Origin of the sequence: Stenotrophomonas sp. OVS01A (assembly GCF_019969775.1) — a bacterium.
Taxonomy (GTDB): domain Bacteria; phylum Pseudomonadota; class Gammaproteobacteria; order Xanthomonadales; family Xanthomonadaceae; genus Stenotrophomonas; species Stenotrophomonas indicatrix.
Window position 1 is genome coordinate 117771 of the sequence record NZ_JAHXYV010000004.1, and the last position, 19833, is coordinate 137603.

Sequence of the window (19833 nt, forward strand, 5' to 3'; positions counted from 1 at the left end):
AATCTTCAAAAGCTGCAGACGCTTTTGAAGTTTAGCCGGACCTCGGCTGTCGCCTCACACATCCCCACCATCAGCCCAGCCTTCGCCCGTACCCGCCTGGAACACGCGGTCGTCGGCCTGCACGTCACCGGCCGGCAGGTGCGCCTGGTCGGCCAGCGCGGCATAGATCGGGGTGAAGTCCGGCGACGTCGCCTGCATCAGCTGCTCGAAGCTGTCGATGACGAAGTAGGTCTTCTGGAAGGTGTCGATGCGGTAGCGCGTGCGCATGATCCGCTGCAGGTCGAAACCGATGCGGTTCGGTGCGGCCGACTCCAGCGAGTACAGCGATTCGCCCTTCGACGAGACGATGCCGGCACCGTAGATGCGCATGCCTTCGGGCGTGTCGATAAGGCCGAACTCCACCGTGTACCAGTACAGGCGGGTCAGGTTCTGCAGCGCCTCCGGGCCGATCGCATGTGCTTTGACGCCGCCGCGGCCGTAGGCCTCCATGTAGTTGGCGAACACCGGATTCATCAGCAGCGGCACGTGGCCGAACAGGTCGTGGAACAGATCCGGTTCGGCGATGTAGTCGATCTGGTCGGGGCGGCGGATCCACCACGTCACCGGGAAGCGGCGGTTGGCAAGGTGGTCGAAGAAATCCAGTTCCGGCAGCAGGCCTTCCACGCCGACCAGGGTCCAGCCGGTGGCCGCGCCCAGCACTTCATTGAGCTGGTCGAAGCGCGGGATCATGTGCGCGCTCATGCCCATCTCGTCCTGCGCATCCAGGAACTCCTGGCAGGCGCGGCCGACCAGCAGTTCGCGCTGGCGCTGGTACAGCGTGCTCCAGGTGGCGTGGTCGTCGGCGGTATAGGTGTCCCACGGCTGCTCGACGAGCGCGGTGGTGTACACCGGCACATAGCCCTTGTCGGTCTGCTGGTGTTCGACGCGGCGGGGCTGGGCGAGGTCCATGGAAGACTCCTTGACGGGATACCCACGATGCTAGGGCAGGGGGCGCGCAACAGGGTTGCAAAAGTTGCGCGGATTGACCTTGTTGGCGCAATATCCTTGCGTACTCACCATGTTGCGGGGCAACAATGGCCGGAGAAGTCCAGTTCGATCGCACGGATATACGTCTGCTGGCTGAAATCCAGCGTGATGGTCGCGCCACCAACGCGGAGCTGGCGACGCGGGTGAACCTGTCGCCGTCGGCCTGCCTGCGCCGCCTGCAGCGGCTGGAAAGCGAAGGGGTGATCGTCGGCTATGGCGCGCGACTGGAGCCACGCCGGCTCGGTCTGGGGCTGCAGGCGTTCGTGCGCGTCCAGCTGGAAAAGCATGACCAGGCCGCGATCGGGCACTTCGTCGACAGCGTGCAGGCCTGGGATGAAGTGGTGGCCTGCCACGCTCTGACCGGCGACATGGACTATCTGCTGCATGTGTATGTGCGCGATCTGGAGCACTTCTCGCGTTTCCTGCTGGACAGGCTGCTCAACGCCGGTGGCGTGGCCGATGCCAATTCCAGCTTCGTGCTGCGCACGGTGAAGGGTTTCCAGGCATTGCCTTTGTCGCAGCTGGAATGAACCGGCGGCCGCGGTGATGTTTGACGGCGCGCGCGGGCTGGCCGAGCATCGTGGCCCGCGGCGGCCGTGCACACGCAGGCCGCGCAGTGATTCCCTCTGGCTCCGGCATGTCTGATACCCCATCCCCGACGTCTTCCCCGTTGTTCCTTCCGCTGCGCGAGCAGAGCCTGCTGCGGCACCTGAGCGACGGCACGCCGCCGGACACACCGCTGGAGCAGGCCGGCCTGCTGGTGGCCATGCTGTGCCGCCGGCAGAGGCCACCGGCCACCCAGCTGCAGCGGTTGCTGCACGACGCCTGTGCGCTGTTCGCCGCCGATGACGGCCCTGCTGCGCAGGCGCAGCTGGCGGCCAGCGCTGGACAGGACGCGCGGGCGCTGGAGGCGTGGCTGGGCGTGCTGGCCGCGCAGGACGTGCTGCTGGCACCGGACGAGGTGATGGAGGCGGTGCTGGCTGCATCGCCGGATGCGTATCCCGGCGCGGACTTCCAGACGGCGTGCAGGATCACCCTGGAAGAGCACACGATCCACTTTCCGGCGACATCGCTGGCCGAAGGCGATGACGAAGACACCGGCGATGACGAACAGACCACGCATGCAACCCAGCACAACGGCCTGTTCACTTCCGAACAGGCACGCGTGCTGCGTGCGATCGCGGCCAATCCCGATGAATTGATCGACCTGCAGGCCTATGCCGGCACCGGCAAGGGCCATCTGGTGCTGGCGCTGCTGCAGGCTCGCCCGGGCCGTTATACCTACGTGGCGCCCACGCGTGGCCAGGTCGAGGCATTCCGCGCGCGGCTGCCGGCCGACGCCGGCACGCGCCTGCTGACCCAGATCGAGTTCGCCAACGCGATCGCCCGCCATGCCGCCGCCAACGGCCTGACCGGTGGCTTCGTACCGACCTACCGGCAGAGCACGCTGACCCTGCGCGAGGCGGCCGCCCGCCTCGGCCTGCCGGACATCGGTGCACGCCGGCCGGACCAGGTCCTGATGATCGCCCTGGACGCCATCAACCGGTGGTGCGCGTCGTCAGCGCCGAGCCTGCAGGCCTGGCATTTCCAGCGCTCGCTGGGCGCAGCGCAGCTGGAAGCCACGCCGTTCATCGCGGCCGCGGAGTTCGTCTGGCGTTGCATGTTCGATCCGGTCGTGCAGAAGGGTGGCTGCCTGCGCCTGGATGCCGGACACATCGGCAAATGGCTGGCCCTGCGTGCTGTGCCGCTGCCAGTGTCGCTGGGCATGGTGCTGGTCGATGAGGCGCACGATCTCAGCCCTGCATGGAAACAGCTGCTGGCCACCCACGCGCCCGGCGTGGTCAGCCTGGGCGATCCGCATCAACGGCTGAGCGGACGCGTACAGCGCTGGTCATCGGCGAAAACGCTGGAGATGCACCAGTCGGTGCGGCAAGGGCGGCAGGTCGATGCGCTGGTCAACCAGTCACTGGCGTTGGACGATCTCGGCGAACCGGCGCCTTTCGTGGGGGCCAGCGACCGCGCCACCGGGCTGCGCCGCTATGATGACTGGTCGGTGGTGCCCAGCACCGGCGCCCGCCTGTACGGCAGCCTGTGGCGGATGCTGCTGGAAGCCAACGAGTTGGTTGCGCGCGGCGCGCGCGTGCATCTGCATCCTGCGTCGCGGCAGGCGCTGTTGAAAGAGGTGGACGGTCCGATCGACGCCTGGCGCAGCGCCGCCGCTGGCGGCCCCGGACAACGCTGGGAAAGCTTCGTGCAGGTCTGTGCCAAGCGTGGACAGGCGGACATTCCCGCGCTGTTTGCCGGTGGCTTCGATGCTGCGGCGTTGCAGCGCCTGCTCGGGCAACTGGTCGATGCGGACGAGGCCAGCGTCGTGCTGTGCCTGGCCCAGCACGCCAAGAACCTGCAGTTCGCTACCGTGTCCATGGCGCCGTGCTGCTTCGACAGCGGCCATGATGCGCGCGCGCTGCACAGCCCGGTGCGCGCCGCCTATGTGGCGATCACCCGTGCCCAGCAACAGCTGTGGCTGCCGGGGGACGCGATGGAGCAGTTGCAGCTGAGCGCACAGCGGCATGACCGGGCGGTGGATGAGCGGCGCCGGCAGCGACGCCTGGCCAGTGGTTACCCGCCACCGCGGCGCTGACCGCGGCGGCCGTTCAAGCGCCGCGCGTCAGCACTTTTCCTTGCGGCCCATCAGCTTGCCCAGGCGCGAAGGCTCGTCGCACTTGGGCGCAGCCACCGGTGCCGGTGCCAATGCGGCGGCGCGGGCCTTCTGCAGCTGCTGGATCTTGGCGCGGATCTGCGGCATCGCCGCCATCGCGGCCTTCTCGCCTTCCAGGATGGCCGTGCCACGCTGGCTGAAATCGGCAGCACCGATGTCCAGCACCTTCGGCCGGATCACGATGTCGGCGCGCGCCAGTTCCTGCTCGCCCAGGCGCTGGCCCATGATCGAGATCGACTGGTTGACGATGCCGAGCATGCCGGTCGGTGCCTTGCCGCTGGCCTTGCTGGAGATGTCCACGGCGATCACGAACTCGGCACCGAGCTGTCGTGCGGCATCCACCGGCACCGGGCTGACCACGCCGCCGTCGATGTAGTTGCGGCCACCGATCTTCACCGGCTCGAACACGCCGGGGATGCTGCTGGAAGCACGCACCGCCTGGCCGACGTTGCCGCGAACGAAGATCGAACGCTCGCCGGTCTCCAGCTGGGTGGCGACGGCGGCGAACGGCTTCTTCAGGCGCTCGGCTGGGCGGTTGGCCACCTGTTCGTTGACGTAGTCCTGCAGCTTCTGGCCCTGCACCAGGCCACCGGAGAACAGGCGCACGTCGCGGATGCTGGCTTCATCCAGCGCCACCGCCTTGCTCTGCATCTGGAAGGCGTCCATGCCGCTGGCATACAGGGCGCCGACCACGCTGCCGGCACTGGTGCCGGACACCACCACCGGTTCGAAGCCGTTGGCCTCGAGCATCTTGATCACGCCGATGTGCGCAAAGCCCTTGGCCGCGCCGCCGCCGAGTGCGATGCCGATCTTCACCGGCTTGGCCTGCGGAACCACGGTGGGCTGCGCGGGCGGGGTGGGGCGGACCTCTTCACCACCGCAACCGGCCAGCAGGCCGAGCAGGGCGACGGACAGCAGCACGCGGGGGCGGAACAGGCTCATCGGCAGTGCGCTCGCGGCGCCGGATTCAGGAAAGGGCGCCAGCATACCGAAGGCGTGGCAGGCCGGGCAGGGTGGGCCGGCTCCCCATTCATGAAATCGCCTGCCGCCGACTGGGTAGTGCCGGCCGCTGGCCGGCAATCGCTGGGATGCATGGGTTGCCGGGGTTGCCGGCCAGCGGCCGGCACTACCAGCCGTCCAGACTTCCCGCTCAGCCCAGCAGCGAACTCTCGCCGCGGCTCTTGCCGCCGCCCTGCGGCGCGGCCATCCACATGCGGCCGGCCAGGCGCGAGAACGGCAGCGACTGCAGCCAGACCTTGCCTGGCCCGGTCAGGGTGGCCAGGAACACGCCCTCGCCACCGAACAGCACGCTTCGGATGCCTTTGACCCGGCGCACGTCCATGTCCACGGTCGGGTGGTAGGCGACGATGCAGCCGGTATCGACGTCCAGGCGTTCGCCGGCGGCCAGCTCACGCTCGACCACGCAGCCGCCGGCATGGATGAACACCCAGCCATCGCCTTCAAGCTTCTGCATGATGAAGCCCTCGCCGCCGAACAGGCCGGTCATGATCTTGCGCTGGAACTGCACGCCGATCTGCACGCCGCGCGCGCCGGCCAGGAAGCTGTCCTTCTGGCAGATCAGGCGCCCGCCGTGCTGGTCCAGCTTCATCGCCAGCACGATGCCGGGATAGGGCGCGGCGAAAGCGACCTTGCCGCGGCCCTGGCCGGTCTGTGTGTAGACGGTGGCAAACAGGCTTTCACCGGTCAGCACGCGCTTGCCGGCCGCCATCACCTTGTCCATGAAACCGCCACTCTGGCCGCTGCGCGCGCCGCCGCCGAAGACGGTGTCCATCTGCACCGAGGCATCCTTGAACATCAGCGCGCCGGCCTCGGCCACCGCACCTTCGCCGGGATCCAGCTCGATTTCCACGAACTGCATTTCATGGCCGACGATGCGGAAGTCGATGCGGTCGGCGCGGCCACCGGTTGACGCTGTTGCGACTGCAGGGGTGACTGCAGGCATCGGCGGCGGAGCCGCGGTGCCGGTGCCGGCCTGCTGCAGGGCGGCGATTTCGGACACCGGTGTCCACCCTGTCATGCCCTGGCACCAGGCCAGCGCGCGCGGATTGGCCTGGGCAAAGCGGCGCGCGGCCTCCTCGTCGAACGGACCGACACGGTCGGCCTGGCCGGGAGCATGGAAGTACCACTGGGTCATCGCAGCAGGTCCGTTGCGGGGAAAAACCCCGAGTCTAGCGGCAGCGTCCGGCGGCGCGCGAGGCGGCCATGAACGATCGGCATTTGCGAGGGAGGTGCTGTATTGCAACAATTATCTGGTAGCGCCGTTTTACCACCCCTCCAAACACAGCCTACCGCCATGTCTCCGACCCGTACTTCCCGTGGCCGCTCTCCGGTCGCGCGCCCGCTCGTTGTCGCTCTTTCCGCCCTGCTGCCGCTGGTAGCAGCCGCCCAGGAAACCCCCGCCGCCAAGGATCCGGTCGCCCTCGATGCGCTGCAGGTGACTGCACAGCGTCGTGTCGAGAACGCCAAGGACGTGCCGGTTGCGATCAGCGCGATCCAGGGCGAAAAGCTCGACGTGCTCGGTTCGGCGGGCGATGACATCCGCTTCCTTGCTGCGCGCGTGCCGAGCCTCAACATCGAGTCGTCCTACGGCCGTGCCTTCCCGCGCTTCTACATCCGCGGCCTGGGCAATACCGATTTCGACCTCAATGCATCGCAGCCGGTCTCGCTGGTGTACGACGATGTGGTGCAGGAAAGCCCGCTGCTGAAGGGCTTCCCGCTGTTCGACCTGGCCGGCGTGGAAGTGCTGCGCGGCCCGCAGGGCACCCTGTTCGGGCGCAACACCCCGGCTGGCGTGGTCAAGTTCGATTCGGCGCGGCCGTCGCAGGATGCCGATGGCTACGTGCGCGTGGGCTATGGCAGCTACAACAGCTGGAACGTGCAGGGCGCCTACGGCGGCCCGCTGACCGACCGCTGGTCCGCACGCGTGTCGGCCATCTACCAGCGTCGTGACGACTGGGTCGACAACACCCGTGCCGGTGCGCCCAATAGTGGTTTTGAAGGCTATGACGAAGCCGCCGGCCGCGTGCAGTTCCTGTACGAAGGCGATGACTTCGAAGCGCTGTTCAACCTGCACAAGCGCAAGCTCAACGGCACCGCGCGCCTGTTCCGCGCCAACATCATCGAGAAGGGCGGCAACGCGCTGGTCGAGAACTTCGACCGCGACAAGGTCGCCAACGACGGCGTCAATTTCTCCGACCTGGAAACCTGGGGCGGCAGCGCGCGCCTGCAGTGGAACCTCGGTTCGGTGACCCTGCATTCGATCACCGGCTATGAGACCGCCGAATCGCTCAACCGCGGCGACATCGACGGTGGCTACGGCGCCGCGTTCCTCGGCGCAGGCAACTCCGGCCCGGGCCTGATTCCGTTCTCGTCCGAGTCCGCCGACGGCCTGCCGCACCACCGCCAGTGGACCCAGGAATTCCGCGTGGAATCCAACGAATGGGGCCGCTTCGACTGGCAGGCCGGCGTCTTCTACTTCGATGAAGACGTCACCATCAACAACTTCAACTACGACTCGCTGACCCCGGGCAACCCGCAGACCGGCCACGTCGTGCAGCAGCAGCGCAACAAGGCATGGGCGGTGTTCGCTTCGGGCGACTTCGATGTCACCGACCGCTTCAAGCTGCGTGCCGGCGTGCGCTATACGCAGGACAAGAAGGACTTCAGTGCCAGCGTGCTGCAGGCCGTGCCGTTCGGCACCCCGGTCAGCGGTCCGTACCTGGCCAACACCGACGTCAACGACGTCAGCTGGGATGTCAGCGGCGTGTACAAGCTGACCGACAACGTCAATGCCTATGCACGCGTGGCCAAGGGCTTCCGCGCACCGTCGATCCAGGGTCGCCTGGCGTTCGCACCGGGCCTGTCGCAGGCCGATTCGGAGAAGGTGATTTCGTACGAAGCCGGCATCAAGGCCGACCTGTTCGAACGTCGTGCGCGCCTGGGCTTCAGCGTGTTCCGCTATGACGTGGACGGCCAGCAGCTGATTGCCGTCGGTGGCACCAACAACACCGCCACCCTGCTCAACGCCGACAAGACCATCGGCCAGGGCGTGGAGCTGGACCTGGAAGCCTACCTGGCCGACAACGTGCTGCTGACCTTCGGCAGCAGCTACAACGACACCGAGATCAAGGACAAGAACCTGGCGGTGGCGGTCTGTGGCGGCGGTTGCACCATCACCGACCCGACCACGGTCATCAATGGCGGCACCTATGCGCTGGTCAACGGCAATCCGCTGCCGCAGGCACCGAAGTGGATCCACAACGCGACCCTGCGCGTGGGCTTCCCGCTCAGCGATGGCAGCGAGCTGTATGCCTACACCGACTGGGCCTACCGCAGTGCGGTCAACTTCTTCATCTACGAGTCGCCGGAATTCCGCGGCCGCAGTTCGCTGGAAGGTGGCCTGCGCCTGGGTTACAACTGGGATTACGGCCAGTACGACGTGGCCGTGTTCGGCCGCAACCTGACCAACCAGACCCGCGTGGTCGGCGCGATCGACTTCAACAACCTGACCGGCTTCCTCAACGAGCCGCGTACCTGGGGCGTGGAGTTCACCGCGAAGTTCTGATGCGGCTGCAGCAGTGATGCAATGAAGAAGGGCCGGCGCAATGCCGGCCCTTCTGTTTTTCGCGTCCGCCGGGAACGGTCCGGCGCTACCCATGCGTCGCGCCCGGTAGCGCCGGGCCATGCCCGGCGAGCGCAGCGGCGGTGGATTACAAGGCGCTCTGCGGGCGCACCTTCAGCACGGCGTTTTCGGTGGCGCAGTCGCGGCTGGAATGCAGGCCGGCCTTGCGCGCAGCAGCGATCTCCCTGCGCGCGGCAAGCAGGTCGCTGTTGAACGCCGCGTTGTCATGCAGGCGGGCCACGGCGGCGGCGCCCATGAAGCGGCCTTCGAGGATGTCGCTCTGCCAGTGCACGTTGCATACCAGGCGGCTCTCGCCGTAGTTGCGGCCGCGTGCCTGGATGGCATCGGCGCGGTCCGGTGCGATCTCCGACAGGATCAATGCCCATGCCCAGCCGATCGAGGTATGGCCGGACGGGTAGGAGCCGTTGCTGCGCAGCCCCTCCTCATCCTTCGGCGAGCAGGTCGGCTCGCCGTTGACCATGAACGGACGCGGGCGCTGGTACTTGTTCTTGGCAGCCTTGGTGGCAGCACTGGCGTCGATGCGGCTGCGCTCCAGCAGGCGGTACAGGGCCGGGGTCTTCACTGCATCGACGTCGATGTCGGCGGCGCAGGAAAAGTGGTTGGCGCCTTCCGGGAAGCCGAGTTCGGCATCGACACCGGCCTGGGCGAAGCGCGGGCTGCCGCGCAGCGCGCGTGCTTCACGGCTGACCTGCTCGTCCAGCGCAAAGGCCGCCGAGCCGGCGGCCGGTGGTGCCGGCACCAGATCGATGCTGGCCGGCACTGCGGTCTTGTCCAGGTAGCCCACGGCCTTGGTGGTGACGTTGGCTTCGACGGCGGTCGGTTTGCTGGCGGTGGTGGCGGCGCAGCCGGCCAGCGACAACGCGATGGCCAGGCCCAGCAGCGGACGGGCAGGGGGGAGGATCGACGACATGGGCAGACTCGGGCAGGGAACTCGCCGGCCATGATCGCAGCCTCGATTGCCGGCCGCAGCGTCCATCGGTCATACGGCCAGACCCGGCATGGTCCCGCTGGGTTGGATGAAAACAGTCATCAAGTGTCGGCAATCTCCTGAATCCGGGCGCAGCGCACGGACTTTCACGCGCTGCCGCCACGAGCATCAGGTCACAGCCGGGCCGGGGGGATCCGCTGAAAGGGAGAGAAGCGATGCGCAGCACCGCAACAGGAAGTACCGTCCTGGCCCTGGTCCTGGGGCTGGCGACCGCCCCGGCGCAGGCCGCCGACGTCTACGGCGTGGCCTTCGTGCATGGCACCGGCGCGCAGACCAATGCCACGCAGGACTACTGGCAGCCGGCGATCATCGACACCGTCCGCCAGGGTCTGCCGAACAGCAGCAACTACGTAGTCATCAACTGCGACTTCACCCAGTACATGTGGAAGCCGGAAGCGGCCGGTTGCCTCGCCAACCAGCTCACCGGCTTCATCGACAGCCGTGGCATCACCCAGCTGGTGGTGATCACCCATTCCAACGGCGGCAACGTGATGCGCTGGATCCTGTCCAACCCCACCTACGACAGCCGCTACCCGAAGATCATCAACCGGGTGCGCAAGGTCACTGCGCTGGCGCCCTCCTCGGCAGGGACGCCGCTGGCCGACGCCGTGCTCAACGGCAATACCTTCGAAACCTCGCTGGGCTGGCTGCTGGGCTACAAGAGCGATGCCGTGCGCATGCAGCAGGTTGGACACATGGCCACCTACAACGCGCAGAACCTGTACGGCACCGCCGGCCGCCCGGCCCTGCCCAAGCCGTTCCGCGCAGTGGTCGGCAGCGATGTCGAGTCGGCGGTGTGGGACAGCAACAGCTACTGCGGTGGCTATGCCGCCAATGTCGGCCTGGAGTTCACCCAGAACTGGCTGTCGTCGTGCTCGGACGGTTTCCTGGAATGCAGCAGCCAGAAGGCAGCCGGCACGCTGTGGTTCACCGACAAGGCGCGCACTCAGGGCGCCGAGCCGCTCAGCCACAACCAGAGCCGCCGCGAGTGCTTCGGCCTCGGCGGCATCCTGCGCAACGACCTGACCCAGTGAGGGAGATGACCATGACGATCCATTCCACCTTGCTGGCTGCCGCCGTGCTGGCGGTCCTTTGCACTGCATCGGCGCAGGCCGCGCAGCCGCTGCGTGTTGCCGCTGGCGACCAGATTCCCGCCGGCCTGGTTGCCGCGCCGCTGCCTGCCGATGAAAGCGAGCACGCGCCGCTGGCCTTCGCCTGGGCGCTGGACCCGGCACAGCCACTGCAGGCTCCCGGTCCCCAGGCCGCCATCAGCCGCAGCTACTGGCAGCAGGTCGACGCTGCCGAACTGCAGCGCGGCCTGGAACTGCCACTGAGCGCACCGGATGCGGTGATCCAGCTCAGCCCGGCGCCGGGCGCCCGCGCGCTGCCGGCCAGCTCGCTGCAGGTACGTGATCCGGCGGGGCGCAGCAGCGTCGCGCGCAGCGTCGACGCACGCCAGCTGCAGGATGCGGGCATGCCGGTCGGTGATGGCAGCAGCATGCTGCGCACCGGCACCACCAGCGCGGCCGGCGCTTACCGCCTGCAGAGCGCGCAGGCGCAGGGCCGCTATGTGGTGCAGGTGCTGGAGCCCAACAGCCCGCTGCGGTTGGAAGTGCAGGCCAGCCAGACGCAGGTGCTGGCCGGAGGCAACGTGCAGCTGCAAGCGCGTCTGCTGGAAGACGGTGCCAGCGCGTCGGCGTTGCGCACACGGCGTGACAGCCTCGGCGGCGAAGCGCTGCTGGTCGCACCCGATGGCCGCAGCTGGCCGCAGCGGTTGCTGCGCACCACCGATGGCAGCCTGCGTGCACAGGTAAGGATTCCGGCCGAGGCCAGCAACACGCAGGGCCTGTGGGAACTGCAGGTGTTCGCCCAGGCCGACGGCGTGCTGCGCGATGGCAAGGTCGCCTTCGCCGTGGCGCGGCCAACCGCACGCTTCACCGGCCAGGCCGCCCCCGACCCGGCCAGCCGCCAGGTCAGTCTGCCGTTGCAGGTGGCCGCCGCCGGACGCTACGAGGCGCGCGGCACCCTGTATGCCACCGCAGCCAACGGCCAGTTGCAGCCGGTGGCGCAGGCGCATGCCGCAGCGTGGTTCGATGGCCCGGGCCGCGGCGCGCTGGTACTGCCCTTCGACCAGGCCGCGTTGCCTGCCGGCTTCGGTGCGCCCTATGAACTGCGCGACCTGCAGCTGCAGGACCAGAGCCGGATGGCACCGATCGAGTCGCGCGCGCTGGCGTTGCGGTTCTGAAGCAGGGCGTGGCGGGCCGGACGTCCGGCCCGCCACAGACGCGGTGTCACCCCGCGTACGCGGTCAGCCGTCCTTCCTGTTCCACCACCGTGATCGCGCCGCCGAACACGGCCGACAGCGGTTCGTCGCGCAGCAGCTCGGCGCGCGCTCCATCGGCCACCACGCGGCCGTCGCGCAGCAGCACCACGCGCTCGATCTCGGGAATCACTTCCTCGATGTGGTGGGTGACCAGCACCAGGGTGATGCCCTGCTGCGCAAGCACGCGCATGGTGGCGATCAACTGCTGGCGGGCTACCAGGTCCAGCCCGGTGGAGGGTTCATCCAGCAGCAGCGCCTGCGGCCGGTTGACCAGCGCGCGGGCGATCAGCACGCGGCGGGTCTCGCCGGCCGACAGTTCGGCGTAGGCACGCTCACGCAGGCCCGACGCACCGGTCATCGCCAGGGTCTCGCCCACCCGCATGCGCATATCGGTGGTGACCTCGCGGAAGGCCGGCACCATGTAGCTGGCGAAGAACCCCGACAGCACCGCCTGCTCCACCGTCAGCCCCGGCATGTCGGCCAGGTTGCTGCTGAGGTCACCGGTGACGATGCCCAGCTGCGAACGCAGCCGGTCGACCTGCCAGCGGTTCTGCCCCAGCACCTTCACCGCCACCGTGCCGTCGGCCTGCGCCAACGGGTACAGCTCGCGGGTGATCAGCTTGATGAAGGTGGACTTGCCACAGCCATTGGGGCCGAGCAGGGCGGTGTGCTGGCCCTGCGCGATGCGCAGGCTCAGCCCGTGCAGGACCTTCACCTGGCCGCGCATCACGCTGGCGCGGTCCAGTTCGATCAAGGGCGGCAGGTCCCCGGCGGATGGGGCGGGGTCTACGGCGCGGATGCGCGGATCAAGGGTCGACAACACGGGTCCCCAACTGTGAACGAAGCCACGGAATGGCGCTGCCAATCCAGCGGTGCAAGGTGCAGTTTGCAACGCAAGCGCCCATGATGTCTTCCATACCTGTGTCGCTCTGGAGAGCCGCCATGCCTGATGCCCTGATGTCCCTGCTGACCGGTGGCGTACTGGGCCTGGGCTGGTGGCAGCTGGCCCTGGTGCTGCTGGTCTTCACCCAGCTTACGATCTTCTCGGTCACCCTCTACCTGCACCGCAGCCAGGCGCACCGGGGCGTGGACTTCCACCCGGTGGTCGCGCACTTCTTCCGCTTCTGGACCTGGCTGACCACCTCGATGATCACCAAGGAGTGGGTGGCGATCCATCGCAAGCACCACGCCAAGGTGGAAACCGAGGACGACCCGCACAGCCCCGTTACCCGTGGCATCGGCCAGGTGTTCTGGCGCGGCGTGGAGCTGTACCGCGAAGCACGCGGCATGCGCGAGGACATCGAACAGTACGGTCGCGGCACTCCGGACGACGCGATCGAGCGCCGCCTGTACACCCCGTACGCAACCCTCGGCCCGGTGCTGCTGTTTGCCATCAACACGGTGCTGTTCGGCCTGCCGGGCGTCGCCCTGTGGGCGATCCAGATGGCGTGGATCCCGTTCTGGGCCGCCGGCGTGGTCAATGGCCTGGGCCACTGGTGGGGCTATCGCAACTACGAGTCGGCCGACACCTCCACCAACCTGACGCCGTGGGCGTTCTGGATTGGTGGCGAGGAACTGCACAACAACCACCATGCGTTCCCCAGCTCGGCGCGCTTTGCGATGCGGCGCTGGGAATTCGACATCGGCTGGAGTGCGATCCGCCTGCTGCAGGCATTGCGCTTGGCCAAGGTCCTGCGTGTCGCGCCGGCCATGGACGTGCGCCCCAACATCGCCGTGCCCGACGCCGATACCCTGAAGGCACTGCTGTCGCATCGCTTCCAGGCGATGACCGACTACCAGCGCAACGTGTTCATGCCGGCATTGCGCGAAGAAGCGCGATACGCGGGTGCAAAGCTGCGCCGGTTGCTGCCGCGCCGGCTGCGCCGTGGCCTGGTCAACGACGGCCGCTGGTTGAAGCCGGACAGCCGCGCCCAGCTCAGCGAATGGGTCGCCCAGCGCCCGCGCATCCGCACCCTGGTGGAATACCGCGCACGCCTGGCGACGCTGCTGGAAGCACGCGGCCATGATGCCGCCGAGCGCCTGCGTCAACTGCAGGCCTGGTGCCGCGAGGCCGAGGAAAGCGGCATCGCCGCGCTGCAGGCCTATGCCGCGCGACTGAAGGGCTACACCCTGGTGGGCGGATGAGGGCTGCGCTGACGGCATTGCTGCTGGCCGCCGTGTGCGCACCTGCCGTGCAGGCCCAGGTCAGCGACACTGCCAGTTACCTGCAGCGCATGGACAGCGATGGCGACGGCAAGGTCAGTGAAGCCGAGTACCTGCAGTGGATGCTGTATGCCTTCGATCGCATGGACCGTAACGGCGATGGCGTGCTGACCGCCGACGAACTGCCCGGCGGCAAGGGCAGGGCCATCACCCGCGAACAGCAGCGGCAGGTGATCGTGCAGCGCTTCCACAAGCAGGACGCCAACGGTGACGGATTCCTGGATGCACGGGAACTGGCTGCACCGCCGCGCTGAGCGGGCATAGAATCGTCCCATGCCCGAACTGCCCGAAGTAGAAACCACCCGCCGTGGCCTGGCGCCACACCTGCAGGGCCGCCGCGTGCACGGGGTGATCCTGCGCCGTGCCGACCTGCGTTGGCCGATTCCACCGGAAGTGGTCGAGCTGCTGCCCGGCCAGCGCATCGAAGAGGTGCGCCGCCGTGCCAAGTACCTGCTGCTGGATACCGCCATCGGCAGCGCCGTGCTGCACCTGGGCATGTCCGGCAGCCTGCGCGTGCTGCCCGGCGACACCCCGTTGCGCGCGCACGACCATGTGGACATCAGCCTGGACAACGGCCGCCTGCTGCGCTTCAACGACCCGCGCCGCTTCGGCAGCCTGCTCTGGCAGCCGGCCGGCGAGATCCACCCGCTGCTGCAGGGGCTGGGCCCGGAGCCGCTGGACGACGCCTTCGACGGCGACTACCTGTTTGCCCGCAGCCGCGGCCGCAGCGCGCCGGTGAAGACCTTCCTGATGGACCAGGCGGTGGTGGTCGGGGTGGGCAACATCTACGCCGCCGAGAGCCTGTACAAGGCGGGGATCAGCCCGCTGCGCGAGGCCGGCAAGGTCACCCGCGAGCGCTATCGGCGGCTGGCCACGGCAGTGAAGGAAACGCTGGACTACGCCATCACCCGCGGTGGTACCACCCTGCGCGATTTCATCAGCCCCGACGGCGCGCCGGGCTACTTCGAGCAGGAGCTGCTGGTCTATGGCCGCGATGGCCTGCCGTGCCCCGGCTGCGGCCGCCCGCTCAAGCACGCCATGATCGGCCAGCGGGCAAGCGTGTGGTGCAGCCGCTGCCAGCGCTGAACGTCTTCATGCGCTGCACACGCGCAGCGCTATAGTCCAGCCGACATCCGCTGCGGGGGAGCGTTGGCGATGGACGAAGGCCCGGATATCACCGTATGGCTGGATGCTGCGCGCGGTGGCGACCGCGCCGCGCTCGACCGTGTGCTGACCACCTTGTACCAGGAACTGCACAGCATGGCCCGGCGGCAGCTGGCCGGGCAGCAGGGACGCACCCTGGATGCGACCTCGCTGGTCCACGAGTCCTACCTGAAACTGCTGGGCAGCCGCGGTGCGGCGCGTTTCGAGGACCGTGCGCACTTCTTCGCCTATGCGGCGTCGGCGATGCGCAGCGTGGTCGTCGATTACGCGCGCAACCGGCTGGCGCGCAAGCGCGGTGGCGACCTCAAGCGGGTGGCCGAGATTCCCGAGAACAGCAGCAGCGGCGTGCGCCTGGACGAGGATCTGCTGGCCCTCGATGTTGCATTGGAACGCCTGCAGGCCGTCGATGCGCACCTGGCCAAGGTGGTGGAGCTGCGCTACTTCGCCGGCTTGTCCGAACTGGAGATCGCCGAACTGAGCCAGCGCTCGGAGCGCAGCATCCGCCGCGACTGGCAGAAAGCGCGGCTGTTCCTGCTGGCCGCGATGCGCAGCGACTGAGTCGCCGCCACCCACACCATGGATACCGCCCGCTGGCAGCAATTGTCGTCCTGGCTGGACCAGCTGCTGGAGCTGGCACCCGCCGCCCGCCAGCTGCGCCTGCAGCGCGTGAGCGCGCAGGACCCGACGCTGGGCCGCGAACTGGAACGCCTGCTGCAGCAGGAAGCCGACAGCCACGAGTTCATGGCCCAGCCCTTGTGGACCGCTACACCGCCAGGCCGCGCCGGAAGCGAGGTCGGGCCGTATCGGCTGCTGCATCCGCTCGGCGAAGGCGGCATGGGCGAGGTCTGGCTGGCCGAGCGCTGCGATGGCCTGTACCAGCGCCAGGTCGCGCTGAAGCTGCTGCGCAGTGGCGTCGCCGATCCCGGCCTGCGCCAGCGCTTCGGCCGCGAGCGGCAGATCCTGGCCCGCCTGCAGCACCCGCACCTGGCACAGCTGCTGGACGCCGGGGTGGACCAGCACGGGCAGCCCTACCTGGCGCTGGATTACGTGGAAGGCGAGCCGATCAGCGACTACTGCCGGCGCCTGCAACCGCCGCTGGAAACGCGGCTGCAGCTGATGCTGCAGGTCTGCGCGGTGGTCAGCCATGCGCATGCGAACCTGGTGGTGCACCGCGACCTGAAGCCCTCCAACATCCTGGTACGCGCCGATGGCACGGTGAAACTGCTCGACTTCGGCATCGCCAAGCTGCTCGACCACGACGATCCGAACGCGGCCCATCCGGCTACCGAAATCCGCGCGTTCACCCTGCACTACGCCGCGCCGGAGCAGGTGCGTGGCGAGGCGGTGACGACCCTGACCGATGTCTATTCGCTGGGCGTGGTGCTGTTCGAGGTGGTCACCGGGCACAAGCCCTATCGCCTGCGCCGGCACAGCGATGCGGAATGGGAGCGCTCGATCCTGGATGTGCAGGCACCGCGTGCCTCGGCGCTGCTGCAACGGCTGGCCGCCGAGCCGGGGGCACCGAGACGGGCGCTGCTGCGGCAGGCCAAGCGACTGCGTGGCGATCTGGACGTGCTGCTGGAAAAGGCCCTGCAGAAAGACCCGCAGCAGCGCTACAGCTCGGCCGAAGCACTGGCCGGCGACCTGCGCCGCTACCTGCAGGGGCAGCCGATCCAGGCGCGTCCGCCGGGCGTGGGTTACCGGGTGCGAAAGTACGTGGGCCGCCATCGCTGGGGCGTGGCGCTGGCCGGGCTGGCCGCGCTGGCCCTGCTGGGGACCACGTCCTTCGCCCTGTGGCAGCTGCGCCAGGCGCGGGCGGAAATGGCGCGTGCGCAGGCCATGCAGGATTTCACCGTTGGCCTGTTCGACAAGGCGGCCAGCCAGCGCCACGGCCATTTCGACGTGCCGCAGCTGCTGGCCACCGGCCAGCAACGGGGCGAAGCCGAACTGGCTGACCAGCCGCTGGCGCTGGCCGAGCTGCAAGGGGTGATCGGCCGCCTGCGCATCGGCCTGGGCGACTACCAGCTGGCGCTGCAGACCCTGGACCAGCAGCGCCAGCTGCTGCAGGAGGTGGGCGAGGTGCCGCCGGCGCTGCAGATCGAGGCGGTTACCCAGCGCGGGCGCGCACTGCGCATGCTCGGTCGTGGACGCGAGTGCCTGGCGCACCTGCAGCCACTGCAACCGCTGGCGGCCAGCCAGGCGGCGGCATTGCCGGCGGCGGTGGCCGAGTTCCACAGCCAGCTTGGGCGTTGCCAGGCCCAACTGGGTGACGCCGATGCGGCGCGACGTTCGTTCCAGCAGGCGCTGGCGCTGCGCCACCAGGGGATGGTCGAGCGCTTCGGGCGTGCTGAATCACTGGCCGATCTGGCCGCCCTGGACGCCACCGCCGGACGCCTGCCGGCCGCGCTGGCGGGGTACCGGCAGGCGCTGGCCCTGCTCGGCCAACGCGCCGACGCCAGCAGCCCGCAGGTGATCAGCCTGCATCGCCAGCTGGGCGATGTGCTGGCCCGGCAGGGCGACACGCAGGCGGCAGCGGCCGAACTGGAGCTGGCCTGGCAGGCGGCACAGGAGGCATGGGGACCGCGCCACCCGGAGGCACTGGTGGTTCGCCGCGCACGCGCGCTGTTGGCCCTGCAGCGTGGCCAGCACGCGCTGGCCGGCCAGGAACTGCGGCAGGTGCAGGCCCAGCTGCTCGGCGCCCTGGGCCCGGACCATCGCGAGATCGGCTACGGCGAGTTCGCGCTGGGGAAGTGGGCCAGCGCCAGCGGCGACCCCTCGGCAGCAGCAGCACACTATGCCCGCGCGGTGGCGATCTGGCGCCAACCGGATCACGTCGCCCTGCTGCCGCAGGCGCTGCTGGCACAGGGGCAGGTCCTGCAGCAGGCCGGCCAGATCGCGCAGGCCCGCACCGTGCTGGCCGAGGCACGGCAGCTGCTGCTGGCCCAGCGCGGTCCGCAGGCACCGGCCCTGCACGAGCTTGATGCCCGCCTTGCGGCATTGGCGCAGGCTGAACAGGGTATCGAGTCCACCGCTGCCCGTTAACGTTTGTCTGCCTATGATGGCCGACCTTCCCTTTGCTCCCGCGCCTGCATGCAACGACGCGACTTCATCCGCAATGCCTCCCTGGCCCTGGCCGCCTTCGGCCTGCCGTCACTGCCGGCCTGTGCGGCCAGCAAGAGTGGCCAGCTTGGGCTGCGCCGGCTTGGCCAGCCGCAGCCGTTCGATTTCGCCACCCTGAAGGGCCAGGCGCGCGCGCTGGCACAGGCGCCCTACCAGAGCCACAAGCGGGTGCTGCCGGGCAAGCTGGAGGCGCTGGACTGGGATCAGTACCAGTCGATCGGCTATCGCCAGGACCACGCCCTGTGGGCCGACCAGCCGGGTAAGTTCCAGGCCAAGTTCTTCCACCTGGGTCTGTACTTCCATTCGCCCGTGCGCATGTACGACGTGGTCGACGGCAAGGCGCAGGAACTGGCCTATGACGGCGCCGCGTTCAACTACGGCAAGAGCGGGTTGAAGAATGGTGAGCTGCCGGCCGACCTCGGCTTTGCGGGGTTCCGGCTGAACACGCGCAAGGACACCGACCGCGATTTCGCCGCGTTCCTGGGTGCCAGCTACTTCCGCGCAGTGGGCAAGGAAGGCCAGTACGGACAGTCCGCGCGTGGCCTGGCCATCGACACCGGCATGGGCAAGCCGGAGGAATTCCCCGACTTCATCGCCTATTACCTGGAACAGCCTGCGGCCGACTCGGACACCATCATCGTCTATGCGCTGCTGGATTCGCCCAGCGTGGCCGGTGCCTACCGCTTCGCCGTCACCAACGGCGATGTGCTGCTGATGGACATCGACAGCGCGTTGTACCCGCGCAAGACCATCGAGCGGCTGGGCATCGCCCCGTGCACCAGCATGTACCAGGTAGGCGAGAACGACCGCCGCATGGGCTGGGACTGGCGCCCGGAGATCCACGATACCGACGGCCTGTCGCTGTGGACCGGCGCTGGTGAATGGATCTGGCGGCCGCTGGTCAACCCGCGCAACCTGCGCTTCAACATGTTCGTCGACCGCAACCCGCGTGGCTTCGGCCTGCTGCAGCGTGACCGCAACTTCGACCATTACCAGGACGACGGCGTGTTCTACGAGAAGCGTCCGTGCCTGTGGGTGGAGCCGAAGGGCGACTGGGGCGAGGGTTCGGTGCAGCTGGTGGAGATTCCCACCGTCGATGAAACCTTCGACAACATCGTGGCCTTCTGGAACCCGAAGGAAAAGCCGCAGCCGGGCCAGGAACTGCTGGTTGGCTACCGCCTGTACTGGGGTGCACAGCCGCCGGCGCATACGCCGCTGGCCCATTGCGTTGCCAGCCGCACCGGCCTGGGCGGGGTGATCGGCAAGAAGCGCGAGTACTTCTCGTGGCGCTTTGCGGTCGACTTCGAAGGCGGCGAACTGGCCAGCCTGATCGACAAGGCCGACGTCGAAGCCGTTGTCGAAACCAGCCGTGGCCGGGTGGAGATCGTCTCGGCGCGGCCGCTGCGCGAGATCAAGGGTTACCGCGCGATGTTCGACCTGGTGCCGCCGGAGGGCAGCAGCGAGCAGATCGACATCCGCCTGTACCTGCGCAGTGGCGGCAAGACCCTCACCGAAACCTGGCTGTACCAGTACACCCCGCCGCCGGCTGGTGCGTCGGAGCGCACGTTGTACTGAGTGATGCAGGGTGCCGGCTTGCTGCCGGCACC

General features: G+C 68.4%; 16 protein-coding genes. 11 read left to right on the forward strand and 5 right to left on the reverse strand.

Features of this window, described 5'->3' with window-relative positions; genetic code table 11:
- Nucleotides 1–54 precede the first annotated feature (54 nt).
- Nucleotides 55–948 (reverse strand): phenylalanine 4-monooxygenase, encoded by an 894-nt coding sequence (phhA, locus tag LC407_RS15245; RefSeq protein ID WP_025875475.1) that lies wholly within the window; start codon nt 946–948, stop codon nt 55–57.
- A 125-nt stretch (nt 949–1073) separates the two neighbouring features.
- Between phhA and LC407_RS15250 the strand changes: the two genes are divergently transcribed.
- Both LC407_RS15250 and LC407_RS15255 read left to right on the forward strand, forming a co-directional pair.
- The gene (locus LC407_RS15250; protein WP_025875473.1) at nt 1074–1556 is read left to right on the forward strand and encodes an Lrp/AsnC family transcriptional regulator; all 483 of its coding nucleotides are present in this window, start codon (nt 1074–1076) and stop codon (nt 1554–1556) included.
- A 107-nt stretch (nt 1557–1663) separates the two neighbouring features.
- Entirely contained in the window at nt 1664–3667 is a 2004-nt protein-coding gene (locus LC407_RS15255; RefSeq protein ID WP_223483132.1) for a hypothetical protein, read from the forward strand.
- A gap of 27 nt (nt 3668–3694) precedes the next feature.
- On the opposite strand, the gene LC407_RS15260 is transcribed toward LC407_RS15255, so the two are convergent.
- Both LC407_RS15260 and LC407_RS15265 read right to left on the reverse strand, forming a co-directional pair.
- Complete coding sequence (locus LC407_RS15260; RefSeq protein WP_025875469.1) at nt 3695–4687, reverse strand: patatin-like phospholipase family protein; 993 nt, start codon at nt 4685–4687, stop codon at nt 3695–3697.
- A gap of 208 nt (nt 4688–4895) precedes the next feature.
- Nucleotides 4896–5900, reverse strand: a complete 1005-nt coding sequence (locus LC407_RS15265) for a TIGR00266 family protein (protein WP_223483133.1) — start codon at nt 5898–5900, stop codon at nt 4896–4898.
- A 159-nt stretch (nt 5901–6059) separates the two neighbouring features.
- Between LC407_RS15265 and LC407_RS15270 the strand changes: the two genes are divergently transcribed.
- Nucleotides 6060–8330, forward strand: coding sequence for a TonB-dependent receptor (locus tag LC407_RS15270; RefSeq protein WP_032978438.1), 2271 nt, complete (start codon nt 6060–6062; stop codon nt 8328–8330).
- 145 nt (nt 8331–8475) lie between these two features.
- Here LC407_RS15270 and LC407_RS15275 read toward each other — a convergent pair whose 3' ends face one another.
- Complete coding sequence (locus LC407_RS15275) at nt 8476–9318, reverse strand: phosphatase PAP2 family protein (protein ID WP_223483134.1); 843 nt, start codon at nt 9316–9318, stop codon at nt 8476–8478.
- A gap of 233 nt (nt 9319–9551) precedes the next feature.
- Here LC407_RS15275 and LC407_RS15280 point away from each other — a divergent pair, with 233 nt between their 5' ends.
- On the forward strand, nt 9552–10430 hold the full coding sequence (locus LC407_RS15280; protein WP_223483135.1) for a hypothetical protein: 879 nt from the start codon (nt 9552–9554) through the stop codon (nt 10428–10430).
- Nucleotides 10431–10441: 11 nt separating this feature from the next.
- On the forward strand, nt 10442–11641 hold the full coding sequence (locus tag LC407_RS15285; RefSeq protein ID WP_223483136.1) for a DUF4785 family protein: 1200 nt from the start codon (nt 10442–10444) through the stop codon (nt 11639–11641).
- Nucleotides 11642–11687: 46 nt separating this feature from the next.
- On the opposite strand, the gene LC407_RS15290 is transcribed toward LC407_RS15285, so the two are convergent.
- A complete protein-coding gene (locus LC407_RS15290; RefSeq protein WP_223483189.1) occupies nt 11688–12446 on the reverse strand; it encodes an ATP-binding cassette domain-containing protein in 759 nt (252 codons plus the stop codon).
- A gap of 215 nt (nt 12447–12661) precedes the next feature.
- On the opposite strand from LC407_RS15290, the gene LC407_RS15295 reads away from it, so the two are divergent.
- The 6 genes from LC407_RS15295 (at nt 12662) to LC407_RS15320 (ending at nt 19801) form a co-directional block, all read left to right on the forward strand.
- Entirely contained in the window at nt 12662–13864 is a 1203-nt protein-coding gene (locus tag LC407_RS15295; RefSeq protein ID WP_025875457.1) for a fatty acid desaturase, read from the forward strand.
- Nucleotides 13861–14196 (forward strand): EF-hand domain-containing protein, encoded by a 336-nt coding sequence (locus LC407_RS15300; protein ID WP_025875455.1) that lies wholly within the window; start codon nt 13861–13863, stop codon nt 14194–14196. The genes LC407_RS15295 and LC407_RS15300 overlap by 4 nt, the downstream gene beginning before the upstream one ends.
- 19 nt (nt 14197–14215) lie before the next feature.
- On the forward strand, nt 14216–15028 hold the full coding sequence (gene mutM, locus LC407_RS15305) for a bifunctional DNA-formamidopyrimidine glycosylase/DNA-(apurinic or apyrimidinic site) lyase (RefSeq protein WP_080150236.1): 813 nt from the start codon (nt 14216–14218) through the stop codon (nt 15026–15028).
- A 69-nt stretch (nt 15029–15097) separates the two neighbouring features.
- Entirely contained in the window at nt 15098–15664 is a 567-nt protein-coding gene (locus tag LC407_RS15310) for an ECF-type sigma factor (RefSeq protein WP_025875449.1), read from the forward strand.
- A gap of 18 nt (nt 15665–15682) precedes the next feature.
- Nucleotides 15683–18148 (forward strand): serine/threonine-protein kinase, encoded by a 2466-nt coding sequence (locus LC407_RS15315; protein ID WP_223483137.1) that lies wholly within the window; start codon nt 15683–15685, stop codon nt 18146–18148.
- A 48-nt stretch (nt 18149–18196) separates the two neighbouring features.
- Nucleotides 18197–19801: a glucan biosynthesis protein D gene (locus LC407_RS15320; protein ID WP_223483138.1), complete on the forward strand. Its 1605-nt coding sequence runs from the start codon at nt 18197–18199 to the stop codon at nt 19799–19801.
- Nucleotides 19802–19833: the final 32 nt, after the last annotated feature.